At 59.9% G+C, this 24,302-nt stretch carries 24 protein-coding genes; 12 read left to right on the top strand and 12 right to left on the bottom strand.

Going from position 1 to position 24,302, the window contains the following annotated elements; genetic code table 11:
- Positions 1–13: 13 nt before the first annotated feature.
- Positions 14–1,003 carry a tRNA dihydrouridine(20/20a) synthase DusA gene (gene dusA, locus Ga0074115_RS04735; protein WP_057956866.1) on the bottom strand — a complete coding sequence of 330 codons (990 nt, stop codon included), beginning with the start codon at positions 1,001–1,003 and terminating at the stop codon, positions 14–16.
- Between the two features lie 156 nt (positions 1,004–1,159).
- On the opposite strand from dusA, the gene Ga0074115_RS04730 reads away from it, so the two are divergent.
- From Ga0074115_RS04730 to Ga0074115_RS04715, 5 genes are all read left to right on the top strand, one after another.
- The gene (locus Ga0074115_RS04730; protein WP_057956867.1) at positions 1,160–1,528 is read left to right on the top strand and encodes a hypothetical protein; all 369 of its coding nucleotides are present in this window, start codon (positions 1,160–1,162) and stop codon (positions 1,526–1,528) included.
- A 160-nt stretch (positions 1,529–1,688) separates the two neighbouring features.
- Positions 1,689–2,783 (top strand): peptide-methionine (S)-S-oxide reductase MsrA, encoded by a 1,095-nt coding sequence (gene msrA / locus Ga0074115_RS04725; RefSeq protein WP_082626895.1) that lies wholly within the window; start codon positions 1,689–1,691, stop codon positions 2,781–2,783.
- A gap of 384 nt (positions 2,784–3,167) precedes the next feature.
- Positions 3,168–5,213 carry a ribonucleoside triphosphate reductase gene (locus tag Ga0074115_RS04720; protein ID WP_060528261.1) on the top strand — a complete coding sequence of 682 codons (2,046 nt, stop codon included), beginning with the start codon at positions 3,168–3,170 and terminating at the stop codon, positions 5,211–5,213.
- Entirely contained in the window at positions 5,200–5,376 is a 177-nt protein-coding gene (gene nrdD, locus Ga0074115_RS17055) for an anaerobic ribonucleoside-triphosphate reductase (RefSeq protein WP_157292656.1), read from the top strand. The genes Ga0074115_RS04720 and nrdD overlap by 14 nt, the downstream gene beginning before the upstream one ends.
- Positions 5,363–5,974, top strand: coding sequence for an anaerobic ribonucleoside-triphosphate reductase activating protein (locus tag Ga0074115_RS04715; protein ID WP_057956567.1), 612 nt, complete (start codon positions 5,363–5,365; stop codon positions 5,972–5,974). Before nrdD ends, Ga0074115_RS04715 begins: the two co-directional genes overlap by 14 nt.
- Positions 5,975–5,986: 12 nt before the next feature.
- Here the strand turns inward: Ga0074115_RS04715 and Ga0074115_RS04710 are convergent, their stop codons facing one another.
- The 4 genes from Ga0074115_RS04710 to argE all read right to left on the bottom strand — a co-directional run bounded on the left by Ga0074115_RS04710 (position 5,987) and on the right by argE (position 12,749).
- Positions 5,987–9,208, bottom strand: a complete 3,222-nt coding sequence (locus Ga0074115_RS04710) for an EAL domain-containing protein (RefSeq protein WP_060528260.1) — start codon at positions 9,206–9,208, stop codon at positions 5,987–5,989.
- Positions 9,205–10,185 (bottom strand): cytochrome-c peroxidase, encoded by a 981-nt coding sequence (locus Ga0074115_RS04705; RefSeq protein ID WP_060528259.1) that lies wholly within the window; start codon positions 10,183–10,185, stop codon positions 9,205–9,207. Before Ga0074115_RS04705 ends, Ga0074115_RS04710 begins: the two co-directional genes overlap by 4 nt.
- A gap of 67 nt (positions 10,186–10,252) precedes the next feature.
- Positions 10,253–11,587, bottom strand: coding sequence for an amino-acid N-acetyltransferase (gene argA, locus Ga0074115_RS04700; protein WP_060528258.1), 1,335 nt, complete (start codon positions 11,585–11,587; stop codon positions 10,253–10,255).
- 16 nt (positions 11,588–11,603) lie between these two features.
- Complete coding sequence (argE, locus tag Ga0074115_RS04695) at positions 11,604–12,749, bottom strand: acetylornithine deacetylase (protein WP_057956582.1); 1,146 nt, start codon at positions 12,747–12,749, stop codon at positions 11,604–11,606.
- Between the two features lie 79 nt (positions 12,750–12,828).
- On the opposite strand from argE, the gene Ga0074115_RS04690 reads away from it, so the two are divergent.
- The 5 genes from Ga0074115_RS04690 to Ga0074115_RS04670 all read left to right on the top strand — a co-directional run bounded on the left by Ga0074115_RS04690 (position 12,829) and on the right by Ga0074115_RS04670 (position 15,889).
- The gene (locus Ga0074115_RS04690) at positions 12,829–13,266 is read left to right on the top strand and encodes a secondary thiamine-phosphate synthase enzyme YjbQ (RefSeq protein ID WP_057956568.1); all 438 of its coding nucleotides are present in this window, start codon (positions 12,829–12,831) and stop codon (positions 13,264–13,266) included.
- 5 nt (positions 13,267–13,271) lie between these two features.
- On the top strand, positions 13,272–13,988 hold the full coding sequence (locus Ga0074115_RS04685; RefSeq protein WP_057956569.1) for a transcriptional regulator domain-containing protein: 717 nt from the start codon (positions 13,272–13,274) through the stop codon (positions 13,986–13,988).
- Between the two features lie 95 nt (positions 13,989–14,083).
- A complete protein-coding gene (locus tag Ga0074115_RS04680; protein WP_057956570.1) occupies positions 14,084–14,491 on the top strand; it encodes a PilZ domain-containing protein in 408 nt (135 codons plus the stop codon).
- A gap of 52 nt (positions 14,492–14,543) precedes the next feature.
- Positions 14,544–15,662 (top strand): FIST signal transduction protein, encoded by a 1,119-nt coding sequence (locus Ga0074115_RS04675; RefSeq protein ID WP_057956571.1) that lies wholly within the window; start codon positions 14,544–14,546, stop codon positions 15,660–15,662.
- A 29-nt stretch (positions 15,663–15,691) separates the two neighbouring features.
- The gene (locus tag Ga0074115_RS04670; RefSeq protein WP_057956572.1) at positions 15,692–15,889 is read left to right on the top strand and encodes a hypothetical protein; all 198 of its coding nucleotides are present in this window, start codon (positions 15,692–15,694) and stop codon (positions 15,887–15,889) included.
- 4 nt (positions 15,890–15,893) lie between these two features.
- On the opposite strand, the gene Ga0074115_RS04665 is transcribed toward Ga0074115_RS04670, so the two are convergent.
- Entirely contained in the window at positions 15,894–16,205 is a 312-nt protein-coding gene (locus Ga0074115_RS04665) for a YqfO family protein (RefSeq protein WP_057956573.1), read from the bottom strand.
- A 160-nt stretch (positions 16,206–16,365) separates the two neighbouring features.
- On the opposite strand from Ga0074115_RS04665, the gene Ga0074115_RS04660 reads away from it, so the two are divergent.
- Entirely contained in the window at positions 16,366–18,078 is a 1,713-nt protein-coding gene (locus Ga0074115_RS04660; protein ID WP_057956574.1) for a radical SAM family protein, read from the top strand.
- Between the two features lie 63 nt (positions 18,079–18,141).
- Here Ga0074115_RS04660 and Ga0074115_RS04655 read toward each other — a convergent pair whose 3' ends face one another.
- The 3 genes from Ga0074115_RS04655 to Ga0074115_RS04645 form a co-directional block, all read right to left on the bottom strand.
- The gene (locus Ga0074115_RS04655) at positions 18,142–18,405 is read right to left on the bottom strand and encodes a hypothetical protein (RefSeq protein WP_005964128.1); all 264 of its coding nucleotides are present in this window, start codon (positions 18,403–18,405) and stop codon (positions 18,142–18,144) included.
- An 11-nt stretch (positions 18,406–18,416) separates the two neighbouring features.
- Positions 18,417–18,539, bottom strand: a complete 123-nt coding sequence (locus Ga0074115_RS17050) for a hypothetical protein (protein WP_267887569.1) — start codon at positions 18,537–18,539, stop codon at positions 18,417–18,419.
- 166 nt (positions 18,540–18,705) lie between these two features.
- Complete coding sequence (locus Ga0074115_RS04645) at positions 18,706–19,380, bottom strand: PEP-CTERM sorting domain-containing protein (RefSeq protein WP_057956576.1); 675 nt, start codon at positions 19,378–19,380, stop codon at positions 18,706–18,708.
- Positions 19,381–19,588: 208 nt separating this feature from the next.
- On the opposite strand from Ga0074115_RS04645, the gene Ga0074115_RS04640 reads away from it, so the two are divergent.
- Positions 19,589–20,356 (top strand): poly-gamma-glutamate hydrolase family protein, encoded by a 768-nt coding sequence (locus Ga0074115_RS04640; RefSeq protein ID WP_232432906.1) that lies wholly within the window; start codon positions 19,589–19,591, stop codon positions 20,354–20,356.
- 52 nt (positions 20,357–20,408) lie between these two features.
- Here Ga0074115_RS04640 and Ga0074115_RS04635 read toward each other — a convergent pair whose 3' ends face one another.
- The 3 genes from Ga0074115_RS04635 to Ga0074115_RS04625 form a co-directional block, all read right to left on the bottom strand.
- Complete coding sequence (locus Ga0074115_RS04635; protein WP_057956577.1) at positions 20,409–21,686, bottom strand: peptidoglycan -binding protein; 1,278 nt, start codon at positions 21,684–21,686, stop codon at positions 20,409–20,411.
- A 2-nt stretch (positions 21,687–21,688) separates the two neighbouring features.
- The gene (locus Ga0074115_RS04630) at positions 21,689–22,561 is read right to left on the bottom strand and encodes a hypothetical protein (protein WP_057956578.1); all 873 of its coding nucleotides are present in this window, start codon (positions 22,559–22,561) and stop codon (positions 21,689–21,691) included.
- Positions 22,562–22,704: 143 nt separating this feature from the next.
- The gene (locus Ga0074115_RS04625) at positions 22,705–24,045 is read right to left on the bottom strand and encodes a GGDEF domain-containing protein (RefSeq protein WP_057956579.1); all 1,341 of its coding nucleotides are present in this window, start codon (positions 24,043–24,045) and stop codon (positions 22,705–22,707) included.
- Positions 24,046–24,302: the final 257 nt, after the last annotated feature.

Genomic DNA, 24,302 nt, shown 5'->3' with positions numbered 1-24,302 from the left:
TGCCTGTGTGCGATCAGTTTGGGCAGTGGACCAGCGCTGCCGCCTCGGCGATCAGCGCGGCGCCAGCCCCTGGCTGGTGGGCCTGCTCGCTGAGCAGACGTCGCCAGGCCCGCGCGCCGGGGCAGCCGTGGAATAGGCCGAGGATATGGCGGGTGATGCGGTTGAGCGGGATGCCGCGTTGCAGCTGTTGCTCAACAAACGGCATGAACTGCTCCAGCACTTGATGACGGCTCGGTTGTGGCTGGTCGTCGCCGTAGATGCGGCGGTCTGCTTCGGCCAGGATCCAAGGGTTGTGGTAGGCCTCGCGACCGATCATCACGCCGTCGAGCCCCTGCAGCAGCAGCTCGGCCAGCGTCAGAGTCTGGATGCCGCCGTTGATGGTAAAGCCCATCTTGGGGAAGTCTTGCTTCAATTGTTGCACTATTTCGTAGCGCAACGGTGGCACCTCGCGGTTCTCTTTCGGGCTCAGCCCCTGCAGCCAGGCCTTGCGGGCGTGGATGATGAAGTGGTCGCATCCCGCTCCGATCTGAGCTGCGACGAATCCCTGTAGGGCGGCGTAGCTGTCGTTGTCATCGATGCCGATGCGCGTCTTCACGGTGACCGGGGTGGAGACCGCCTCCTTCATCGCCCGTACACAGTCGGCCACCAGCTCAGGATGGGCCATCAGGCAGGCGCCGATCATGCCGTTTTGTACCCGATCTGAAGGGCAGCCGACATTGAGGTTGACCTCGTCGTAGCCCGCCGTCTCGGCCAACCGCGCTGCCTCGGCCAGCTCCGCCGGGTTGCTGCCGCCGAGCTGAATCGCCACCGGGTGCTCGCTGATATCGAACTCGAGGAACCGCTCTGCATCGCCGTGCAGCAGCGCGCCAGTGGTGATCATCTCGGTATAGAGCAGGGTGTGACGGCTGATCAGCCGGGCAAAGTAGCGGAACAGGCGGTCAGTGTAGTCCATCATCGGGGCGATGGAGAGGCGGCGGTTTGGCTGGAGTGAGTGCTGTGGCATTCCCGGATTCTACAAGAGCCAGCGGGAAGATGGTGTGGCTTTACCCCGTTAATATCCTGGTAAGTTAAGATTTTCGGCTGCTTAAAATGGAATAACATCCATGCTTATAAAATCCCCCATCGCAATTGGAGCGCAGGTCGTCACTGCAGTCAGGCCATGAAAACGCTTTTTCTATTGGTGTTGCTCAGCCGTAACGGAGCAGGTGATATCAACGCATCATTCGTCAATACACAAAACTTTGCCCAATGTCAGCAGAAGGCGTTGCTGGTCAAGGGGATCTTTCTATCGGCACAGATCCCTGTCGTCGAGAGCCGCTGTATCAGCAGTGAGTTGCAGTTTTCGGAGTTTGGGCACGCCACATCATCTGGTATGCCCCGTCACTTCTACCTGATCCGTTTCAACAGCGAGGCCGTCACCATTCGCCCGATCGCCGATTGGCAGAGCTGCATCGCCATGCAGCAGCGCGATACCGGGCCGGGGCGGCTCTACTGCAGCAGTTCTATCCAGTCGTTAGGGAGCCTCTGATCAAGTCAGAGGCTCCTTAGAGCGTTAATCCATGCCCAACCTGTCTTAATTGGCCGCGGGTGGTGTGATAGAAATGTGAATGATTCGTGATGGCATCTCGATCTGCCGCTTCCATACTTTTGTCTAGATCCTGACCAATCACATCATAGGAGGAGAGATGATGAGAAGCGCACTGTTGTATGGGATGATGATACTGATCCCGTTGCTCTACGGCTGTTCCGAGTCGATCGCCGGAAAACCGCTCGAGATGCAGAAGATGGACGACAAACTGGAGCTGGCGACCTTTGCCGGCGGCTGTTTCTGGTGTGTCGAATCGGATTTCGAGAAGCTGGAAGGGGTGCAGGAGGTGATCTCCGGTTACACCGGCGGTAGTGTCGATCAGCCAAGTTACGAAGCGGTGTCGGCTGGTGGTACCGGCCATCTGGAGGCGGTGCAGGTCTACTACGATCCGCAGCGGATCAGCTATGAGACGCTGCTGGAGGCGTTCTGGCGACAGATCGATCCGACCGACAGCGGCGGGCAGTTTGTCGACAGGGGCGAGCAGTATCGTCCGGCGATCTTCTATCACAACCCGCAGCAGCAGGCCGCGGCGGAAAAGTCCCGTGCTGCGCTGGCCAGCTCGGGGCGCTTCGATCGCCCCATTGTGACCGAACTGCAGGCCGCTTCTAGGTTCTGGCCGGCTGAGTCCTACCACCAGGACTACTACAAGAAAAATTCGCTGCGCTACAAGTTCTATCGCTACCGCTCGGGGCGTGATCAGTTTCTACGCAAGACGTGGGGGGATGAGCTGCACCCGATTACTAGCAGCCACTCGAAGTACCGCAAGCCGGACCAGGCCGAACTGCGCCAGCAGCTGACGCCGCTACAGTTCAGAGTAACCCAGGAGGAGGGCACCGAGCCGGCTTTTGACAATGAGTACTGGGATGAGAAGCGCGAAGGTATCTATGTCGACCGGGTTAGTGGCGAACCGCTCTTCTCCTCCCGCGACAAATATGACTCCGGCACCGGCTGGCCCAGCTTTAGCCGGCCGATCAACGATGCCGCGATAGTTGAGCAGCAGGACTACAAGCTAATTATCCCGCGTACTGAGGTGCGCAGCCGCTATGGCGACTCGCATCTTGGTCACCTGTTCGACGATGGTCCTGAGCCCACCGGCAAGCGCTACTGCATCAACTCCGCCTCACTGCGGTTCGTCGCCAAAGAGCAGCTTGCCGAGAAGGGTTACAGTGAGCTGGAGGCGCTGTTTCGCGAATGATTCGTATGGCAGCGTCACTGGCGGTGCGATCACTCTGGGATCGACTCTTGCCGCCAGTGGCTTCCTGTCCGGTGCTCTCAATCACCCCGATCCTGAACCGACCGCTGTAACCGAAAGTCTTACCTCACAGCGGGTGTCGCATCTCAAAATCCACCTGGAAGCACTGCTCCGAGACACCTCTCGGTGATCACCGCACTGCCTAGCAGCAGCCAGTCAGGGAGCTTCAGCCGGCGGGCCGGGCTGTCCCTGCTGAGTGATCTGCCAGGGACAGCCGGTGAACCTGCTGGATGGGCATCATGATAAATCTCACACAATATGTTGTGGTCAAAATGCAATAATTGTCTATATATTGTGTTTTACAACTGTTATTTGAGGAGATGGAAGATGACCGCAGGCATCGCCAACAGCCCGCTCTACTTACCGACCAAGGTACGCAAGCGCGACGGTAGCGAGGTCGATTTTGATCTCGACAAGATCAGAACGGCGATCCGCTTGGCCGGTCAGGCCAGTGGCGAGTATGAAGATGCTGAGGCGCAGCTGCTCACTGCCCAAGTGTTGAAGGTGCTGACCCACACCGGGTACCGTGAGCATGTGCCCGATATCGAGCGTATCCAGGATATCGTCGAGCAGGTGCTGATCAGCTCTAACCATCTGAAGACTGCCCGCGCCTACATCGTCTATCGTGAGCAGCACAAGAAGCTGCGTGAAGACCGCCGAACCCTGGTGGATGTCTCAGCTTCGGTGAACGAATATCTGGATCAGGCCGACTGGCGGGTCAATGCCAACGCCAATCAGGGCTACTCTCTGGGTGGGTTGATCCTCAACAGCTCGGGCAAGATGATCGCTAACTACTGGCTCAATCATGTCTATCCGCCTGAGGCGGGAGAGGCGCACCGCGAGGGGGATATCCATATCCATGACCTCGACATGCTGGCCGGCTACTGCGCCGGTTGGTCGCTGCGCACCCTGCTCCACGAAGGGCTCAATGGGGTGCCGGGCAAGGTGGAGGCGGGACCGCCGAAACACATGTCTTCCGCCGTGGGGCAGATCGTCAACTTTCTCGGCACCCTGCAGAACGAGTGGGCCGGGGCGCAGGCCTTCAGCTCCTTCGATACTTACATGGCCCCCTTCGTGCGCAAGGACAAGCTCAGTTACGCGCAGGTGCGACAATACATCCAGGAGCTGATCTACAACCTCAATGTGCCATCGCGCTGGGGCACCCAGACCCCCTTCACCAACCTGACCTTCGACTGGGTCTGCCCGGAGGATCTGCGAGAACAGGTGCCAGTGATCGGCGGTGAGGAGCAGCCCTTCAGTTACGGTGATCTGCAGGCGGAGATGGATCTGATCAACCGCGCCTACATCGAGGTAATGACCAAGGGTGACGCCAAAGGGCGGGTCTTCACCTTCCCGATCCCCACCTACAACATTACCCCCGACTTCCCCTGGCAGAGCGAAAACGCCGAGCGGCTGTTCGCAATGACCGCCAAGTATGGCCTGCCCTACTTTCAGAACTTCCTCAATTCTGAGTTGAAACCGAACATGGTGCGCTCCATGTGCTGCCGCCTGCAGCTCGACCTGCGCGAACTGCTGAAGAGAGGCAATGGCTTGTTCGGCTCGGCGGAGCAGACTGGCTCGCTGGGGGTGGTCACCATCAACTGCGCGCGCCTGGGATACCTCTACAAAGGGGATGAAGCCGCACTAATGCAGCGGCTCGACGAACTGCTTCGCCTCGCCCGCTCCAGTCTGGATATCAAACGCAAGGTAATCCAGCGCCACATGGACGCCGGTCTCTTTCCCTATACCAAGCGCTATCTGGGCACTCTGCGCAACCACTTCTCCACCATCGGGGTGAACGGTATCAACGAGATGATCCGCAACTTCAGCGCTGATCAGCACGACATCACCAGCGAAACGGGCAGCGCTTTCGCCATCCGTTTCCTCGACCATATCCGGGAGCGCATGGTCGAGTTCCAGGAGCAGAGCGGCAACATGTACAACTTGGAGGCAACCCCGGCGGAGGGCACCACCTACCGGTTTGCCAAAGAGGACCGCAAACGCTGGCCCGAGATCCTGCAGGCCGGCACCCCGGAGCGCCCCTACTACACCAACTCGTCGCAGCTGCCGGTGGGCTTCACCGACGATCCTTTCGAGGCGCTGGCCCGCCAGGAGCCGCTACAGCAGAAATATACCGGCGGCACCGTGCTGCATCTCTACATGAACGAGCGCATCAGCAGCACCGAGGCATGCCGGCGACTGGTGCGGCGTTCCCTGGAGCGGTTCCGCTTGCCTTACATCACCATCACACCGACCTTCTCGATCTGCCCGACCCACGGTTACCTCAGCGGCGAACACGAGTTCTGCCCGAAGTGCGACGAGGAGGCGATCGCCCACAAACAACAGGAGCAACATAGCCATGTCCATCAATAAGATCGAACTGAAAGACGAAGAGAGAACCCGCTGCGAAGTCTGGACCCGAGTCATGGGCTACCACCGTCCAGTAGCCGCCTTCAACCCGGGCAAAAAGTCGGAACATGCCGACCGTGTCTGTTTCCGGGAGCAACCGCAACAAACAGCTGATGTCCGGATCTGAACTCACCCTCCGGGTGGGCGGCTTGACGCCGCTCACCACCGTGGACTACCCGGGGGAGCTGGCGGCGGTGATCTTCTGTCAGGGCTGCCCCTGGCGCTGCCACTACTGCCACAACCCGGACCTTCTGCCACGCCAGAGCGAGCAGCAGATCCCCTGGGATCAGATTCTCGCCTTTTTGCAGACCCGCCGGGGCCTGCTGGATGCGGTGGTCTTCAGTGGTGGCGAACCGACCCTGCAGCGGGGGCTGCCGGATGCTATTGGGCAGGTGAAGGCGATGGGCTTCAAGGTGGGGCTGCATAGCGCTGGCCCCTATCCTGAACGGCTGCGGGAACTGCTGCCGCTGCTCGACTGGATCGGGCTGGATATCAAGGCCTTGCCGGAAGATTATGCTGGACTGACCGGGGTCAGGCAGAGTGGTGAGCGGGCTTGGGAGAGTGCAGCTCTGGTAATCGAGAGCGGCCTGCCGCATCAGATCCGCACCACCCTGGATCCGGCCCTGTTCACTGAAGCCAAGCAGCAGAGGCTGTTAGAAAGACTGCGGCAGCTCGGCCCGTTCAAGCACTCTTTTCAGGTCTGTAACCCTGTGTTGTCGATATAAACAGGTGGGTGCTCAAGTGGACTCCCCGGCCAGCTGCTCAGTGAATTCGCTGGCGGGTTTTGGCTTGCTGAAGTGGTAGCCCTGCAGATAGTCACAGCCAATATCGTCAAGGAACTTGGCCTGTTCAGCGGTTTCGACCCCCTCCGCGATCAGTTTCAGCTCCAGGCTCTGGGCGATGGCGACGATCGCCTCCACCAGCGAGGCATCCTCCTGGTCATCGGGTAGGTCGCTGACAAAAGCGCGGTCGATCTTCAGGACATCCACCGGGAAACGCTTCAGATAACTGAGTGAGGAGTAACCGGTGCCGAAGTCGTCGATCGCCAGCGCCACCCCCAGTGCCTTGAACGACTCCAGCCAGGTGACTGCCTCTTCGGTATCCTCCATCAACAGGCTCTCGGTCATCTCCAGGGTCAACAGGCTGCTGTCGAGGCCGGTCTCCTGCAGGATCAATTCGAGTAGGTTGGCGGAGAGCCCCAGCTCCCGCTGGCGGCTGGAGATATTGACCGCGATCTTCAAGCCCGGCTGCTGGGCCTGCCAGAGCGCTGCCTGGCGGCAGGCGGTGCTCATTACCCATACGCCGATCGGGCCGATCAGCCCGGTCTCTTCAGCTAGAGGGATGAACTGGTCGGGTGGGATCAGCCCCTGATCGGGATGGTGCCAGCGCAGTAGCGCCTCCATGCTGACCAGTCTGCCATCTGTGGCACTCACCACCGGCTGATAGTGCAACTCCAGCTCGTTCCGCTCCGGGGCTCCGCGTAGATCCTGTTCCAGATGCTGACGGATGCTGACCTGCTCCTGCATCGCCGTGGTGAAGAACTGGTAGCGGTTGCGGCCGGTCTCCTTGGCGCGATACATCGCCATGTCGGCGTTGCGTAGCAGGGTGTCGGAGTCGCTGGCATCATCGGGGAACAGGGTGATGCCGATGCTGGCGCCGATGATGACCTCACGACTGGCCAGCAGAAAGTAGCGGGAGAGCTTTTCGATGACCTTGTCGGCAATTTGGGCGGCATCGTCGGCCCCAGAGATGTCCTGCAGCAGGATGATAAACTCGTCACCGCCGAAGCGCGCCACCGTGTCGCTCTCCCGCACGCAGGATTTCAGACGTTCAGCGGCATGTTGCAGCAGTTCATCGCCCATGACATGGCCAAAGGTGTCGTTGACGATCTTGAACTGGTCCAGGTCGACGAACAGTAGTGCCAGTTCCCACGCTTCACGTTCGGCCGAATTGATGGCATGGGTGAGCCGGTCGAGCAGCAGCGAGCGGTTGGGCAGACCGGTGAGGGCGTCGTAGTTGGCCTGGAAGCGGATCTGCTGTTCGCTCTCCTTGCGCTGGGTGATGTCGGAGAAGACTGCGATGTATTCCGAGACCGCTCCTTGTTCGGTACGGATGGCGGCGACCGAGAGCCACTCTGGGTAGATGCTGCCATCCTTGCGCCGGTTCCAGACTTCTCCCGACCAGGATCCCTGCTGTTTGACCGAGGCCCACATCGCCCTGTAGAACGCCTGGTCGTGGCGGCCTGAGCTGAGCAGGCGCGGGTTTCGCCCGATGACCTCTTCTGCTTGATAGCCGGTGATACGGGTAAATGCCGGGTTGACGGTCTTGATGCGGTTGTCGGCATCGGTGACCATGATGCCTTCTGTGGTGGTTTCGAAGACCGTGGCATTCATGCGCAACTGCTCTTCAGCGCGTTTTTGGGCGGTGATGTCCTCTTTGACGGCGATGAAGTGGGTGATCTCACCCCCCTCGTTACGTAGTGGAGAGATTGACGCGGACTCCCAATAAATTGTGCCGTCCTTGCGTTTGTTATGAAAGGCGCCACGCCACTCCCGACCGGCTTTGATGGTCTCCCAGAGCTCTTTGTAATCCTCGCGGGATTTGTCACCGCTCTTGAGTATCCTCGGGTTCTTTCCGATCGCCTCCTCAGAGGAGTAGCCGGATATCTGTTCGAACTTGGGGTTGACGTACTCGATGGTGCCCTCGGTATCGGTGATCAGGACCGATGCAGGGCTCTGCTCCAGGGCGCGGCTCAGCTTGCGCAGCTCCAGCTCGGCTCTTTTCGTTTCTGTGATGTCGGTGCGTACACAGACCAGCCCCCCCTCCGAGGTGGGATTGTTGCTCGCCAGATACCATTTCCCCTGATCCAGGCGCTCCATGAAGAGATGGAGCGGCAGCTGTTCATGGATGGCCTGGCCATCCATATCGGCCTGTTGTAACTGCGAACCGTTCTGCTCCTGGATGGTGGTTAGTGCCAGACCTTGGGTGAGCTGTTTGCCAAGCCAAGGGTAGAACATACGGTAGCGTTGATTGTGCAGCACCAGTCGTCCTTTAGCGTCGAACAGGGCGAATGCCTCGGAGAGACTCTCGACGCCATCGTGCAGACGCTTCAGCGCGGTCTCTGCGGTCAGCCGGGCCCGTTCAAGTTTGCTCAGCAGCCACCACAGGCTGGTCAGTAGCACGGTTAGCGCCAGCGCCAGCAGCATGCTGATCTGCTGAGTGTGTCGTCGGTCGCCGGTGCGATGTAGTTCATAGACATCGTGCAGATAGTCAAAGCGCTGCTGAGTCTGGATGGCGATGAAGCGTTGTTTCAAACGGTTGAGTCGTGACAGTCCCTTGAGGATGGCACTCATGTGAAACAGAATGTTGCGCAGGACTTTTTGCGGCTCCCCCTGGGTTTCTGCCTGCTGTTGCAGCCTGTCGATCTGCTGCTCGATCTGCTGTAGCCGGGTCGTGCTGGAGATGAGGTAGTAGATGTAGAGCTGGTTGAGCAGCTGCAGAACCTCCTGGTAGTGCTTGCTATTGGTGGCCTCCAAGCCTTTGGCCGCCAGCGGCAGATAGTGAATGCCGTTGCGCACCACGGCGGCCTCTGACTTGATACGCTCAAGTAGTTGCAGCTTCTCCTGCATCGACTCCCAATAGGCGTCGAGGGCGCTATCCACCAGCTTATCCATGCTGCCGTAGAAGCCTTTCGATGGTGACCCGAGTCTCTCCTTGAGACGGCGCAGTCGGTTGGTGGTCTCCACCAGGGGATCATACTGAACCAACAGGAAGGAGGTGATCCGCAAAACATCCCGATCGAGACGGGCATCGAGCTCCTTCAATTCCAGCAGCATATTAGATTGCTGGGCATGGTGCTGGGCGCCGCCGTTCCAGCTGGCGGCATAGAAGATAAGGATGCTTGCGATGATCAGCAGGCCCGCCAGCATCCAGCGTGAAGCAGGACGAACTGGCATCATGGGTGCAACCTGGGGTGGTTGCCCACCAGGGTGTGGAGAAAGGCAACGATTGCCTGCACATCCTTTGGCGGGATCTCCCGACCCAGCTGGTAGAGCCCCATGATCCTGACCGCCTCCTCCAGGGTCTTGGCGCTGCCATCATGGAAATAGGGTGGGTTGATCGCTGCCAGCCGCAGACAGGGCACCCGGAACAGGTGTTTGTCCTCCTCCAGGCCGGTGATATTGAAACGCCCCATGTCTGCCTGGGTAAGTGGTGTGCCGCGGTCGGCAAAGTAGTCCCCCATCGCCCCCATGTAGCCATACATGTTACCGCCGACGTTCATGCCTTGGTGACAGCTGATGCAGCCGTAGTCTTTGAACAGCAGATAGCCTTGTAACTCCTGTTCACTCAATGCCTTCTCATCACCGCGTAGCCACTGGTCGAAGCGGGAGTTGAATGTGATCAGCGAGCGTTCAAAGGTGGCAATGGCATCTTTGATGTTGGCTGAGGTGATGCCGTCGGGGTAGCTCTTCTTGAATGTGCGCGATAGTTTGGGGTCGGCCTGCAGTTTTTTGATCACATTCGGCCAGCTGCTACCCATCTCCAGCGGATTATGCACCGGTCCCTCTATCTGCTCCTCCAAGGTAGCGGCGCGCCCATCCCAGAACTGGACAAAGTGGAAGCCGCTGTTGAAGACCGTGGGGGCCTTGATTCCGCCCAGCTGACCGTTGATGCCGGAAGATGTGGCGCGATGGTCGGTGCCGCCGGTAGCCAGATTGTGGCAGTGGGCGCAGCTGATGGTGTTGTTGCCGGAGAAGCGTGTGTCGTGGAACAGGAGATCCCCCAGTGCGACCTTGTCGGGATTCAGATCGATCGTCAAGGGTAGAGGGCGGATCGGTTCGTTGCGGTCAGACCCGATAGCAGGGGTGCCGGACACCATCAGGATGAACAGTGGCAGGATCACGGTTTTTAATCGATTGAGTCTGCAGGTAGCCATGGTGATTGATGGAGCCTGGGCGTTTTTATTCGGCTGGTTGCGAAGCAGAATGTGAATGTAAATCCATTTAACAGCCGGTTAGCGGTTTAATGAAGACCTTGGCGTTGCGCTGATAATTGTAGAGCGCCTGACGCTGCATCGGCAGTGTCTGGATCTCGGCCGCCTCGAAACCCCGCTCGCGGAACCAGTGGGCGGTCCGGGTGGTGAGGATGAAGAGTTGATGGATACTTTGCGCCGCTGCCATTTTCTCCATCTGTTCGAGCAGCCGATCGCCGCGACCGCCGTCCCGGTAGTCGGGGTGTACCACGACGCAGGCCAGCTCCGCCATCGATTCATTCGGATAGGGGTAGAGCGCGGCGCAGGCGACGATCATGCCGTCTCGCTCCATCACGGTAAAGTGGTCGATCTCAGTCTCCAGCAGCTCCCGTGAGCGCCGCACCAGAGTGCCGTTGGCCTCCAGTGGCTCGATCAACTCGAGCAGGCCGCCGACATCGTCGATCTGGGCGGTACGGGTCGTCTCGTAGGGTTTTGCGGTGATCAGGGTGCCCACGCCGTCGCGGGTAAAAAGCTCTTTCAGTAGCGCGCCGTCGAGCTGCCGCTCAAGCAGATGGATGCGTTTGACCCCGCTGCGACAGGCGCTCACCGCCCCCCGCAGGTGTTGGCAGAGATCCTCCGCCAGCGGCCCCTGTTGCGCCAGCAGGGTGTCGATCTGCCGCGGGATCGCATGGGTGATTGCTCTGCCGTCGGTATCACTCAGCCCCTGGCCCTCCACCAGGCTGATCAGCTTGTCGGCGCCCAGGGCGATGGCCACCGAGGCGGCCACGTCGGCGGCGCTCAGGTTAAACACCTCGCCGGTGGGGGAGTAGCCGATCGGTGGTACGATGGCGATGGCGCCGCTGTTGAGGCGCTGCTGGATCGCCTCCGCATCGACCCGCCGCACCTCGCCGGTGTGACAGTAGTCGACCCCGTCGCGCACCCCGATCGGCCGGGCGGTGACGAAGTTGCCAGAGGCGGCGCAGATGCGTGCCCCCGCCATCGGTGAGTTGGCCAGCCCCATCGAAAGCAATGCCTCGATCTCCACCCGCACTGTCCCGGCGGCCTCCTTGACACAGGTCAGCGCCGCATCGTCGGTGACCCGTAGACCGTTGATGTAGTGCAGCTGGGTACCCTGCGCCTGCAGCCGCTGTTCGATCTGCGGGCGGGCGCCGTGTACCAGCACCAGACGGATACCCAGCCCGTGCAGCAGGGCGATGTCGTGGATCAGATCGGCAAAGCCGCTACTGGCCACCGCCTCGCCGCCGAAGCTGATGACAAAGGTGCGACCCCGGTGGGCATGGATATAAGGGGAGGAGCCGCGGAACCAGGCGATAAAGGGGTCTGATTGTGGGGATCTCTCGGCCATTGGCGTAACAGCTTGTCTATAAACAGAATCTTCCGATCAGCGACTCTATCAGTTTGATCGCTGGGGCGATATGTTCAAGCGGCAGATACTCATCCGGCTGGTGTGCCTGAGCGATATGGCCGGGGCCGCAGATCACTGTTTCCATGCCCATGCTGTTGAGATAGGGGCCCTCGGTGCCGAAAGCGACTGCGCCGGCGCTTTGGCCCGTCAGGCTCTCCACCGCCCGGACTATGGCCGCCTGGGCCGGGGTCTCCAGCGCAGGGATGCCGTCGAACACCGGCTCGAGCTGCCACTGCAGCTCACTGCCGGCGAGCAGCCGCTCCAGCCGCTGCGACAACTCGCCGCGCAGTTCACCAAGTTGCATGCCGGGCAGCGGGCGCAGATCGAACTGCAGTTCACATTGGCCGCAGATGCGGTTGGGGTTGTCGCCGCCGTGGATGTGGCCCAGGTTGAGAGTGGGCACCGGCACGGCGAAGGCGGGGTTGTGGTAGCGTTGCTGTAACTCGCTGCGCCAGGCCATCATCTCGCCGATCACTTTGTGCATCCCCTCCAGGGCGTTGACCCCCAGGGCCGGGTCGCTGGAGTGGCCTGAGCGGCCGGTGAGGCGCACCGACTCCATCGAGATCCCCTTGTGCATGCGCACCGGTTTGAGCCCGGTAGGCTCGCCAATGATGGCGTGGCGTCCCAACTGGCGATGCAGCTCGACCAGCGCCTTGGCACCGCACATGGTGCTCTCTTCGTCGGCGGTGGCGATGATCGTCAGCGGCTGCTTCAGCCGCTCCAGTGGCACCTGCTTCAGCGCCTCGATCACCACCGCGAAGAAGCCTTTCATATCGCAGCTGCCGAGGCCATAGAGGCGGCCGTGGCTCTCGCTGATCTTGAGTGGATCCCGGTTCCATTTGCCCTCGTCGAAGGGCACGGTGTCGGTGTGGCCGGAGATCACTAGTCCCTCCGGGCCGGAGCCGCGGCTGGCGATCAGGTTGAATTTATCGTCACAACCCGGCACCGGCAGGATCTCGATCTGAAAGCCAAGAGGTTCGAGCCAGCCGCTGAGGTGTTCGATCACCTGCTGGTTGCCCATATCCCACTCGGGGTTGACGCTGCTGACCGAGGGGGCTGCGATCAGCGCCCGGGCCAATTCGATGAATTTGGGTGTGGTCATGGGTTGATTCTGGAAGGCCAGTCCCACGCATGCAAGCCAAAAAGGTATGCTTTGCTCTTTTGCATAGGGAGAGCTGGGCATGCGGATGCACTACGAAGAGATTGAGCTGAGTACCGGCACAGGGGTGGCACTGCACGATATCACGCTGCAGTTGCAGGATCTGCTGGCGCGCCAGGGCCTGCAAAATGGCTTTCTGCTGGTGTCGAGCCAGCACACCACCACCGCGCTCACTATCAACGAAAACGAGTCGCGCCTGCTCGATGATCTGCGGCTGTTTCTGCATCGTCTCGCGCCGCCGGGGGATGCCTATCCGCACAATGACATCCATCTGCGCGATTGCCCGCCGGGTGAGCCAAAGAATGCCCATGCCCATCTCGGTGCGATGATGCTCGGTTCCAGCGAGGCGATCCCGGTGGAGCAGGGGCAGCTGGTGCTGGGGGAGTGGCAATCGCTGATGCTGGTGGAACTGGACGGTCCGCGGGAGCGCAGGGTGGCGGTGCGGCTGGTGGGGGAGTGATCCCGATGTTGGATTGGCGCGATGCCGACGCCTATAGGTTTGCGGCTGAACTCGATGCCGGCGGCTGGGCCTGGGAGTTCCTGCGCCGCAACCCTGACTATCAACAGGAGTGGCAGGCGTTCATCACTACCTGGCGGGCGCTGGAAGCAGAATATGGGCGGGCGCCGAATCGCGATTTCTGTGCCTGGAAGCTCGATCCACGCGCCTGGCTGGCGGCGGCTGAGTGTGAGGAGGGCGACTGCCGTATCGACGGCGACAAGGTGTTGATCGAGTGCGCCCTGGGCGCCCGTTGGGGCTTCTATAAATTCCCGCCGGATCCGGCCGCCGATGCGGTGGTGCGGCAGGAGCGGCTCGCCTGGCGGGCGGTCGAACTGCCCACTCATCTGCTGACTGCAGGTGAGCAGCCGGGCTCGGGTCAGGCGGCGCTGGTGTTCGATCTGCAGCTGCCGCTGGCCGCCCAGCTCGAGCAGGCCAAACGTCTGCTGCAGATCGAACAGCGCCGGCAGATCAAAAACGCAAGCCTGCTGCCGCCGCGTATCGCCGCCCATGGCCCTCGTTTGACCCGGATGCTGCAGCTGCTCGACGGGACTCAGGCAGGTGCGGAGCCATCCCGCATGGTGCAGGCCCTTGGCTTTGATTCCGTAGAGGCGTTGGATCGCGCCCTGGAGGAGGCGAAGCGGCTCCGCGACGGCGGCTATCGTGGCCTGCTACTGCTTGATTGAGCCAAGCCCTTGCGTAGTGGGCAACTCTCTGTTTTGCTATGGATAAGCCTCTGCGACGCTACTGATCAGATAAATCAAAGAAGGATCTCAATGCCATGCGGCAGTTTATCCGTCACCCGTCGACTATCCCGATCCATTACCAGCTGCAAGAGGTGGTGGGGGACAGCAAGGAGTATCTGCGCAATATCAGCGAGGGGGGGCTCTGTTTCGTCTCGCAGTCAAAGGTTGAACTCGGTGTGATGATCGACATCAGTATTCCGCTGGTCGACCCACGCTTCCATGCCGCCGGTATGGTCGTCTGGTGTCACGAGAAGCCGGGGGGCTTTGAGGTGGGTGTGCATTTTGACAATCCGCGGGTCGAATTTGCGGTACGCATGGTGGAACAGGTCTGCCAGATCGAGCAGTATAAACAGCAGATACTGGAGCAGGATGGACGGAAACTCTCCGGTGAGGAGGCGGCAATGGAGTGGATCGAGAACTTCGCCGACCGCTTTCCTCGCTGAGTTTGAGATTTACTGACCCGACCTTAACGAATACGGAGGCGAGCTGTCGCGTATGAAGCCGTTTCCCTTTGCACTGGCCCAGGGTGAGAATCTAGAGGATCTGCTCGACTCCTGCCTGGCGCAGCTCGGCTCGCTGCCAGCGGATGCTAATCTGGGCTTTCTCTACGCCACCGACCAGCTGGCGCGACAGCTGGCGGATCTGGTTTCGGCGCTGCGCCAGGCCTATCCGCGGGTGCACTGGGTCGGCACCTTGGGGGGTGGTATCTGCGCCGGCAGCCAGGAGATCTACGAAACCGCGGCGGTGGCGGTGATGGTCGGTAGCTTCCCAGTCGCCAATTTTGGTCTGCTCAGAGAGACCCCGCGGGGGCCAGTCAGCCGGATGGATCCCCCCGCATGGCTGCTCGATGCCGAGCCGCTGTTCGCCCTGCTGCACGCCGATCCCTCCAACCCCGAGACTGCCGCCTGGCTGCAGACGCTGGCGCAGCATCCTGATCGCCCCTTCATCAATGGCGGTATCACCTCTTCGCAAGGGGCACAGCTGCAGGTCTTCGACGGGGTGATCAGTGGTGGTATCTCCGGGGTGCTGTTTGGCAGCGAAGTGGAACTGATCACCGACCACACTCAGGGCTGTTCGCCGATCGGGCCGGTGCATCAGCTGAGCCGCAGCGATGAGAATTTGCTGATCAGCATCGATGAGCGTCCGGCGCTGGAGGTGATGCGAGAGGAGATGGGCGAGGTGCTGTCACGGGATCTGCAGCGGGCCGGCGGCTATATTTTTGCCGCCTTGCCGATCAGCGGCTCCGACAGCGGCGACTATCTGGTGCGCAATCTGATCGGGATCGATGAGGCGAGCGGCGTGATTGCGGTGGGTGATTACCTGCAGGATCAGCAGCAAATCATGTTCTGCCGGCGCGACGGCAATAGTGCGCGTCAGGATATGCAGCACATGCTTGACCGGCTGAAGCGGCGGCTCATCGGGCGGCAGATCCGTGGTGGTATCTATGTCTCCTGCCTGGGGCGCGGGCGCTACCAGTTTGGCCCCGATTCGGAGGAGCTTGGGATGATCAGCGCGAGCCTTGGGCCGTTCCCGCTGGTGGGCTTCTTTGCCAATGGCGAACTCTACAACGGGCGAATCTACGGCTATACCGGGGTGCTGACACTGTTTCTGTGAGGCTCCCATCAGTGGATGCGAGGTGGCTGATGTTAAAAAGTTTCTGGCTGCTGGGTGGGCTTCTGCTGCTGGCCGCCTGCTCTGACAACGATACGATGCAAGTGGAGTATTTCGGCTACCAGGATTGCAAACGTAAGCTGGCGACGAAGTATGAAAAACAGGGTAGCCAGCCGGCGGCGGCAGATATGAAGGCGAAGGCCGAGTGCAAGAGGCAGTTCAAGCGCTAGCGGCTCAGAAGCCAGCCATTTGGATGACATGATAGGCGGGTTGTTCATAGGGGTGGGTTCGTAGCAGCTCATCGATCACAGCCTTAATCCGTTCTTCGGCACAGATCATCTCCACCTTGTATTCAACTAGCTGCTCAGTCCTGCCTGTTTCCCCAATGAATGGGCGGCTGCCCGCCAATGGCCGGAACTGGCCGCGCCCCTCAGTCTCCCAGGCGCAACGGTCGTAGGCGGCAAGGCGCCCGGCACCTTTGTCGAACAGTGCCTGCTTGAGGCTTTCCAAGTGGCTCTCGGGGACATAGAAGGCGAGCAGGTACATAGGCGCGATCTCCAGAGCAATGTCTTTTCGCAGTATATCGGCAGGTGCCGGTACGGCAATCAGTCGATGCGGAAATCTTCTGCCATCTCCTGTGTTTCTTCCGGTGCAAATTCCCTAAGATTGTGAAACTTCTGTATGAATCGAGAGGCCAGCCAGAGCGATGTCCGCCCGCGCAGCAAAAACCGTGCAACCCGCCAGCCAGGCGGTGCTGAAAAAACACTATCTCACCGGTCTGCGGCAGCGCTTCAAGTGGGAGATCAATCGCATGACCAGCGGCGCCATGGGGGAGTTGCTGGCGGAGCGGCCCGATGCGGCCAATCTCAGCTTCCTGATGAGCTACCTCTATGGTTACCACTGGCTGCGGCACAATGTTCATCCCAGCTATCTGGCTGAGCTGCTGGTTCCGTTTCGCCGCTCCCGTGGCTTTCTGATGGATCTGCTGCTGGAGTCTGAAGATGCCGAGGCCTTTGTCCGGGGCTATATCGACCACTGGTTGCAGGCGCCTGCCGATGCGCCGGTACAGCGGGCGCAGCTGCTGGCGTTGCTGGAGTCTGCTGATGGCGATCCGGAGCGGTTGACCGCGCGGGTGGTGCGGCTCTGGCAGGGGCTGGGGTTGTTAACGGAGAGCTACAAGCTCGCCTACAGTGGTCTGGCGCGAGAGGAACGGCAGCGCTATGGCGAGATGCTGAACGAGGCGGATCGTGAACGGTTGGCGCTGCTGGATGGGCTGCCCGATCCAGGTGGTGAGTTGCGTTTTGCCAAGCTGGGGCTAATCCCTGCGATGGGTTGCCCGCAGACCTGTCGCCACTGCATGTTCATCTGGCGGCCACCGGTGAAGCAGCAGCTGGAACCGCAGTCGCTCTACCAACTGGTGGATGGTCTGACCGAGAGTGTGCTCTTCACCGGTGGCGATCTGACCCGTCATCTCGAGCATTTCTATGCGGCGATCCGCAGTATGCGTCATATCCGCCAGTTTGCGATCCTGCTCAATGGCGACTTCGCGGACGATCGGGCAAGTAGCGAACGGGTGTTCAAAGCGATGCAGCGAGCCCTGAAGGATCGTCCCGTCCATTGGCCCGAGGCGAGTCTGCTGCTGCAGATCAGCTTCGACGAATTTCATCAGGAGGTGGTGGTCGACAAACGGGGGGCGCTGAAGGAGCGTATCCCGGTGGCGAAGATCGCCAATATCGTCGAGACCGCACCCCACTTCAAACGGATCCAGCTCTGTCTGTTGCATAAGCAGACCAGCCTCAACTTCTCCATGGAGCTGTTTCAGAAAGGGGTGTTCGGGCGTCTGCTTGAGGAGTTGGGGGAGCGGGGGCAGCAGGTGCAGCTACTCTCTTCGGCGCCGTCGCCGCGGCTCAAGCGCAATCCGTTGGATAGCAGCCAGCAGGGGCAGCTGATCAAGGATGCGAGTTTTGTTCTGGCCCGTCATCCACAGCGCCCGATCTTGCTCACCAGTTCGACCATCGATGCCTATGGCCGGGCGGAGCTGCTGGAGGCGGGGGAGTTCGTGAAGGAGCATGATCTGCTGCAGCAGGTATTGCAGAGTGGCCCACCGCCGGGGGAGAGCTTCGATACCGATCTGATGTTCTGGTTCAATGGCTGGGTGACCCTGTTCAACGCGGTGCACATCAGTCTGGGAAATCTGCAGCAAGAGGGGGCGGAACGGATTCTGGCGCGTCATCGGAAGGATCCGCTCAGCGCTGCGCTGCAGCGTTTCGACCGACGGCTGCTGGCGTACTACGCTGAGATCCGTGATGATCTGCAGCCGCTAATCGACAAGGCGACTGGGCCGCACCATCTGTTCCACATGCTCACCGAGCAGGCTGAGGTGCGGCTGCATCTGACGCGGCGGTTGCTCGGGCATTAATCGGGTAGCCAATCCAACGCTGCCGGCGGGCATGGGCCGTCCATAGGCGTCAAATCTGAGGGCTCAATGGGTGTGGGGTGTGACGCCTGCCGCGCTGAGGAACTTGCGCAGGTTGCGCACACTCTCCTTGGTCAGGGCGGCGCTGTGGTGGGGGCGGTGCAGGGTCTCTTCCAGGCCGTTGAGCAGCACCCGCAGGCGGGCGCCGTGGGACTCTTCCAGCTCGGCCCCTGCTGCCTTCAATAGCGATTCGATCTCACGCCAGTGGATATTGGCGCTGACTGGATCGTGGAAGATGGCTGCGAGGGTGTGTTGCTGTTTGTGATTCATGATGGGAGAGACTATTTGAAGAGATCCTCAGCCGCGTCGAGCAGGGCCTCTGCTGAAGCGGCTGTCGTTGTGGCGGCCTCGCGGTCGGCAGGCTCGAAGTAGTCGCAAAAGTTGGCCCGCTCTTTCTCCGTCACCTGCTCTGCGATCGGTTCCAGGCAATCATTGTGTCGGCCGGGTGTGTAGAAGCGGCAGTTTTTGCAAACGTGAGTGTGGCGGTTGCATGCTGGACAGGTGGATTCCCGCCGGTAATCCAAAGCCTGTAGGGGCTGGTTGCAGTGCCAACAATTTCCGGAGGCTTCGCTATCCATCGCTATGCGCCGATGGATGCGGCTTGTTTCGCTTCCGGCGGGCGATGCCGAGCCCGGCAATGCCCAGACTGAACAGCAATATCGCAGAAGGTTCCGCCGCCGGCGTGGGGGGGGGCACGATCGGATCGTGGCCAGTGAGCAGAAAATAGGTGTCGTTGGTGGGAACGGTGTAGCCGCCGGAGGTGCCAATCTTGTCGCCGATCATGCCGTCCAGGCCGACCCGGGTCCAGTGCATGGCGAACTGGGCGGGATCAGCCTGCAGCGCGATCCAGTAGTCACCGGGGCCGAGCAGCCAATCACTGAGGGTGAGCGAGTAGCTGCGCTGAATGTCGCTGCCAAAGATGCCGGTGATCTCGATCAAATTAATAGCGAAGGTGCCGCGAAACAGCTCGGTGCCGACACTGCCGGTAGCGTTGTTGTAGAGGGCAACCTGAACGGTTGGTGTCAGGGTCGATGCCTTGGTGATGGCGTTGAAGGTGAGTCCGTCCAGCAGGGTCTCGCTGCCGACGCTGAAGTCCATTGCGACAAACTTGTCGAGGAAAGAGAAGGTGTTGTCGCCAACGCTCCCTAGTTCCGCAGTGGAGCCGTTTTCATGCACCACGTAGGCGTTTGCCTGAAGGCTCGCCAAGATCAGGGGGAGGAGTGCTAATGCCGCGATTTTTTTCATATTTTTATCTGTCCGTGTGCACTGTTTAGCTCAAACGGGATGCCTGTTCCTAAGGAACGAGACGATTTTGCGCCATGGATATTGTAGTGCAAAAGCGGCCGACAGAGGATGAGTTTTTTTGGTCTGCTGTGTTGGTGGGGGCTGGCGTATAGGTTATGCTGGCGGCGCGTAAAGAATAAGATTCCTATATCAATGGATGGGGCCGACGATGAAGATGAGATCCATTTTGTTCCCAGTGTGCGGTGTCACCTTGGGCCTGCTGATTATGGTAGCGCCCGTTGCAGCCGATTATTTCAAGTGTGTGGAGTCGGGCAGTTGTAGTGGACCGGCACTGGTGGATTCAACCAGCTGTCTGCAGGGGCGGGACTACCACATCAACATCAATGACCCAGGCAGCAGTGTGGTGGTGCTCTCGATCCATGGTGGCCGCATCGAGGCCAAGACCAGCCAGATCGCTCAGGCGCTGGCCGACCGTTATAGTTGGAGCCACTACGGATTTCAGGGACACGGCCAGGCTGCCTGCCTCGATGGACTGAGTAACTATCGCCGATTGCATATCACCTCCAGCCATTTTGATGAAACGAATGCCATTGCTCTGGTGGGAAGCCGCAGCCACAGCGTTGCCATCCACGGCTATAGCAGTCGTCGTGGTTACCCCACAGGCACCATCTGTGTGGGAGGGAGAAACAGCGCCCAGCGGGCCGCCTTTATCGACTATATCGAGCAGAATCGGAGTGTTTTCGGTGAATATGAGCTGATTCCGGTGGATGCGACTAAGGCTGGTACAGGGGAGAGCTGTGACGGGTTGTCGGGACGTTCTCGTCGCAATATCGTCAACAAGAATGCCAGTGGCATGGGGCTCCAGATCGAGTTGCACAAGACCATGCGTTACGACCTCGTAGATCCGGAACCGGAGTACGATGCACTGCGGGAGCTATTTTATGACGCGGTACATCATGCCATAACAAACGGCTAGGAGGTGGCCGCCTTACCGCATCCTATGCTGTCTGAAAGAGTGAGCCAGTCATTCAGAGTGAAGTTAGCTTAATCTCGATGCGGCGGTTGTGGCTCAGTGCTTCCGGTGTATCCCCTGTGTCGATGGGGTGGAACTCGCCGAAGCCGGCGGCGGTGAGGCGTCGCTGGGGAATGCCCTGGCTGGCCAGGTAGCGCACCACTGAGACTGCCCGTGCTGAGGAGAGCTCCCAGTTGGAGGGGAACTGCTCGGTGTGGATCGGCAGCCGGTCGGTGTGGCCGTCGATCCGCAGGATCCAGTTGATCTCTTTGGGAATGCGGGTTGCCACCTGCTTCAATGTAACCGCCAGTTTGGCCAGCTCCGCCTTGCCCTTGGCGCCCAGCCTGGCGGAGCCGGAGGCGAACAGCAGCTCCGATTGGAACAGGAAGCGGTCGCCGACGATGCGCACCGCCGGGTTGTTGCCAAGTAGTGCGCGTAGCCGGCCGAAGAATTCCGAGCGATACTGCTCGAGCCGGTTGACCTGCCTCGCCAGTTCAATATTGAGTCGTTCGCCGAGACGTTTGATCTCGTTCTGCTGCGTCGTCTTCTCCTGTTCCGACAGCTTCAGTGCAGCGCTGATCTCCTGCAACTGGCTGCGCAGCAGGCCGATCTTCTGGCTCAGTGCGGCCACCTCGATCTGTGCCTCTTCGCTCAGCCGGCGCTCTTTGTTGATCGCCTCACGCTGCAGGCCAACTAGGACGTTGAGGGCCTGGATGTTGATCTCTTTGTGTTGCAGCTGCTGCTGGGCCAGCAGGGTGCGTTCTTGCTGATCCGCCAGTTCCGCCTGCAGTGATTGGCTGCGATCGCGCAGCTGGCCCAACGCTTCGTCTTTCTGTTGCAGGTTGCTGGCGAGCTGGCCGACCTCCTGTTCGAGCTTTTGGCGCATCGCCTGCAGGGTGGCGATGTCCTGCTGCAGACTGGCGATGTTGAGCAGCTGCAGTTCGATCTGTTTTTGGTCGGCCTCGCCCTGGGTAGTCAGCTGGCCGATCTGGCTGGAGAGCTGAAACTTTTCGTCGGTGAGTTCGCTGATCATACCGGAGAGTTGGCTGACATCCTGCTCCAGGCTGGCGCGCTGGGTGCGTTCCAGCCCCAGGTCGTGGCTGAGGGCGGCGATCTGCTGGTTAAGGTTAGCCAGCTCGCTCTCCTGATTGCTGAGAATCTGCGACAGCAGAAACTGGGCGAAGGTGAAGATCAGGATGACGAAGATGACCAGGATCAGCAGCGCGGAGAGGGCGTCCACATAGCCTGGCCAGACGTTGATCTGGTGTCGTGAGCGGCGTGCGCTGGTGAACATGGCTAGCTTCCGTTGGCTGTGGTGTCGTCCTCAGCTACACCCTTTTCATAGTGCGCCAGCAGTTGTCGCATCAGCTGGCGATCGGTCCGCATCTCCTGAATCAGCAGATCGAACTGATCCTGGCGCCCCACTGGAACCTCAGTGCCGCGGCTCGCCTCTTCACTTATCGCATCGGGATCATCGATCAGCTGGGTAACGCCGGAGAGCCACTCCTCCAGGCCGTTGAAGAAGCGGTTCTGAGCGTGGCCGGCCTGGATGTCGAGAAACCCCAGCACCAGCGATCCGCCAAGGCCGAACAGGGAGGAGCTGAAGGCGGTTCCCATGCCGTCGAGGGGTTTGCGCAGCCCGGTTTTGAGTTCAGTGAAGACGGCGGCGAAGTCGTTGTTGCCGACGTCGAGGGCGCCGATCACCTGGCCCACCGCGGAGATGGTGTCGAGCAGTCCCCAGAAGGTGCCAAGCAGGCCGAGGAAGATCAGCAGGCCGATCATGTAGCGGGAGATCTCGCGGGACTCATCGAGGCGTTCGCGGATGCCGCCCAGCACGGTACGCAGTGACAGGGCGGAGAGGCGGAAACGGTCTTTGCGCAGTCCGGAGAGGTGTTTGGCCAGCGGCTTGAGCAGGCGTGGTTCGTCAGCCACCGAAATACCGGACTGACCGGTACGGAACAGCTTGATCCAGTTGATCTCGGTTTCCAGCACCAGCACCTGGCGGAGGGTGATGCCCACCCCCACTAGCAGCAGGCTGAGGATCAGGGTGTTGAAGCCCCAGTTGGCCATGAAGGCGGATTTTAGTGGCAGGAAGAGCAGGCCGCAGACGACGCTCACTACCGCCAGGTAGATCCCCATCCAGAACAGGGAATGACGCGGATTGATCATAACGGTCCTTCAGTTGATTCGATCCTGGGGTAGCCCACAGCATATATCCCTGGGACCAAGAGTTAAACAGCAGCTGTCTGCCTGGCGCGTAGCCGGCCAGACTGCTTGTTACTTGAAGGGGATAACCACATCCGTGTGACAGTTCAGCCGACGATAACCCGATTGCGCCCCTGTGCCTTGGCATTGTTCAGGTGGCTGTCGGCCCGTCTGAACATGCCATCTGATCTCTCTTCACTGGGTGAGTAGAGGGTGGCGCCAATACTCAATGTCACCCCGATTGGTTCGAGATCGGTTTGTATCGGCGTTTCTGCCACCTTTGCGCGCAAACGTTCGGCAAGCTGGCCGACCTCCTCGATATTGTCGGCGTGGATCAGTGCGCCAAACTCTTCGCCACCCCAGCGAAATACGGTATCTCCACCGCGCATCATCGCTTGCAGCACTTGTGCTACTGATTTCAGCACCAGATCACCGATGCTGTGGCCGTAGCGGTCGTTGATGGTCTTGAAGTTGTCGAGATCCATGAACAATAGGCCAAAGCCGGAGTTGTGGCGTTGCGAATGGGAGATCCGGCGGGCGAGCTCGCGATCAAACATGCGGCGATTGCCCAGGCGGGTCAGATTGTCTTCCACCGCCAGCTGGTAAACCTCCTGTTCGATGCAGTTGCCCAGAATCGTTGCCATCTCTTCCGAGGCCGCTTCAAGATCCATCAGATAGTGGCTGATATCCTGCGGTTGCTGGGTTTTCGCCTTGTCGAGGATGATCGCCATCAGATGGTGAAGGCGTTCGTGGGCCGCCAGCAGTCCTTCTTGAACATCCTCCGGAAATCGCCTGATGCCGCCTTTGTCGAGCCAGCGCCCTAACTCGCATTCGTGCGGGCTGATTGGCACTTCCTCCTGCTGCAGTGGTTCGCCAAGGGCCAGCGAATAAGCGCGCACCTTCCAGCGATAGTGGGCGATATAGGCCTTTACGATATCGTCCTGATCTGTGTTGCCCAGAACGCTGCAGCTGCGTCTGATGCGGTTGATATCCTGTTGCGCCGATTGACGTAGCTTCTCCAGGGTGTGTTCCAGGTGGGCAACGGTTGCCTGGATCGATTGTGAGAGGTCGACGACTCGACAGAGCGAGCGGGCAAGATCCATCTGCTGCCAGGATTCGGCCAAGTGGATAAAAAATTGCCGGATCTGGCTGAGTGAACCGATGGCCTGGGATGGAGCGATGCCCTGCGCCAGCCAGTGCAGCGCCTGTTGATATTGAATGGCGTAAAAGGTTTGGTTGTATCTAGCGCAGACAAATGACTCGAAATAGCCGTCCATCAGGAGTTCAGGGCTATTCTCAGAGCAGCTGGTTTTTGTGTGCAGCCAGCTGGTGAATTCCGGGGTCCACTCGGTCAAGGCTTTCAGCAGCGGTTCTCTATGTTGAGCGATGATATTTTCATCCAGCCTGGAGAGTTCCACCAGTTCACTCAGTTGCTCAATGGATGTCATAGATCGGTCCTCTGATCGCTTCGGGTAACCCCCAGCTAACGTGAGGTATCCATAATACCTACAGGATCGCTAAAAAAATGCTGGTAGTTGCCTTTGGATGTCTAGGGTTGTTCCCTATTTTTATTCGTGGAATATCCCGTCCCTCCCTTATTCTTGCCGTCGCCACACATCTCTGCAACGGCAGCTGGACCAGTTGTCGTCGCGCCACCGTTCTCCAGTGAACTTGATGGATATTGATATTTTTCAATGCCGATGCC

It is taken from the genome of endosymbiont of Ridgeia piscesae (assembly GCF_001443665.1).
In the GTDB taxonomy this organism is placed as follows: Bacteria; Pseudomonadota; Gammaproteobacteria; order Chromatiales; family Chromatiaceae; genus Endoriftia; species Endoriftia persephonae.
The sequence above is the reverse complement of the archived record's forward strand: the minus strand, read 5'-3'. Positions and strand labels throughout refer to the sequence as shown.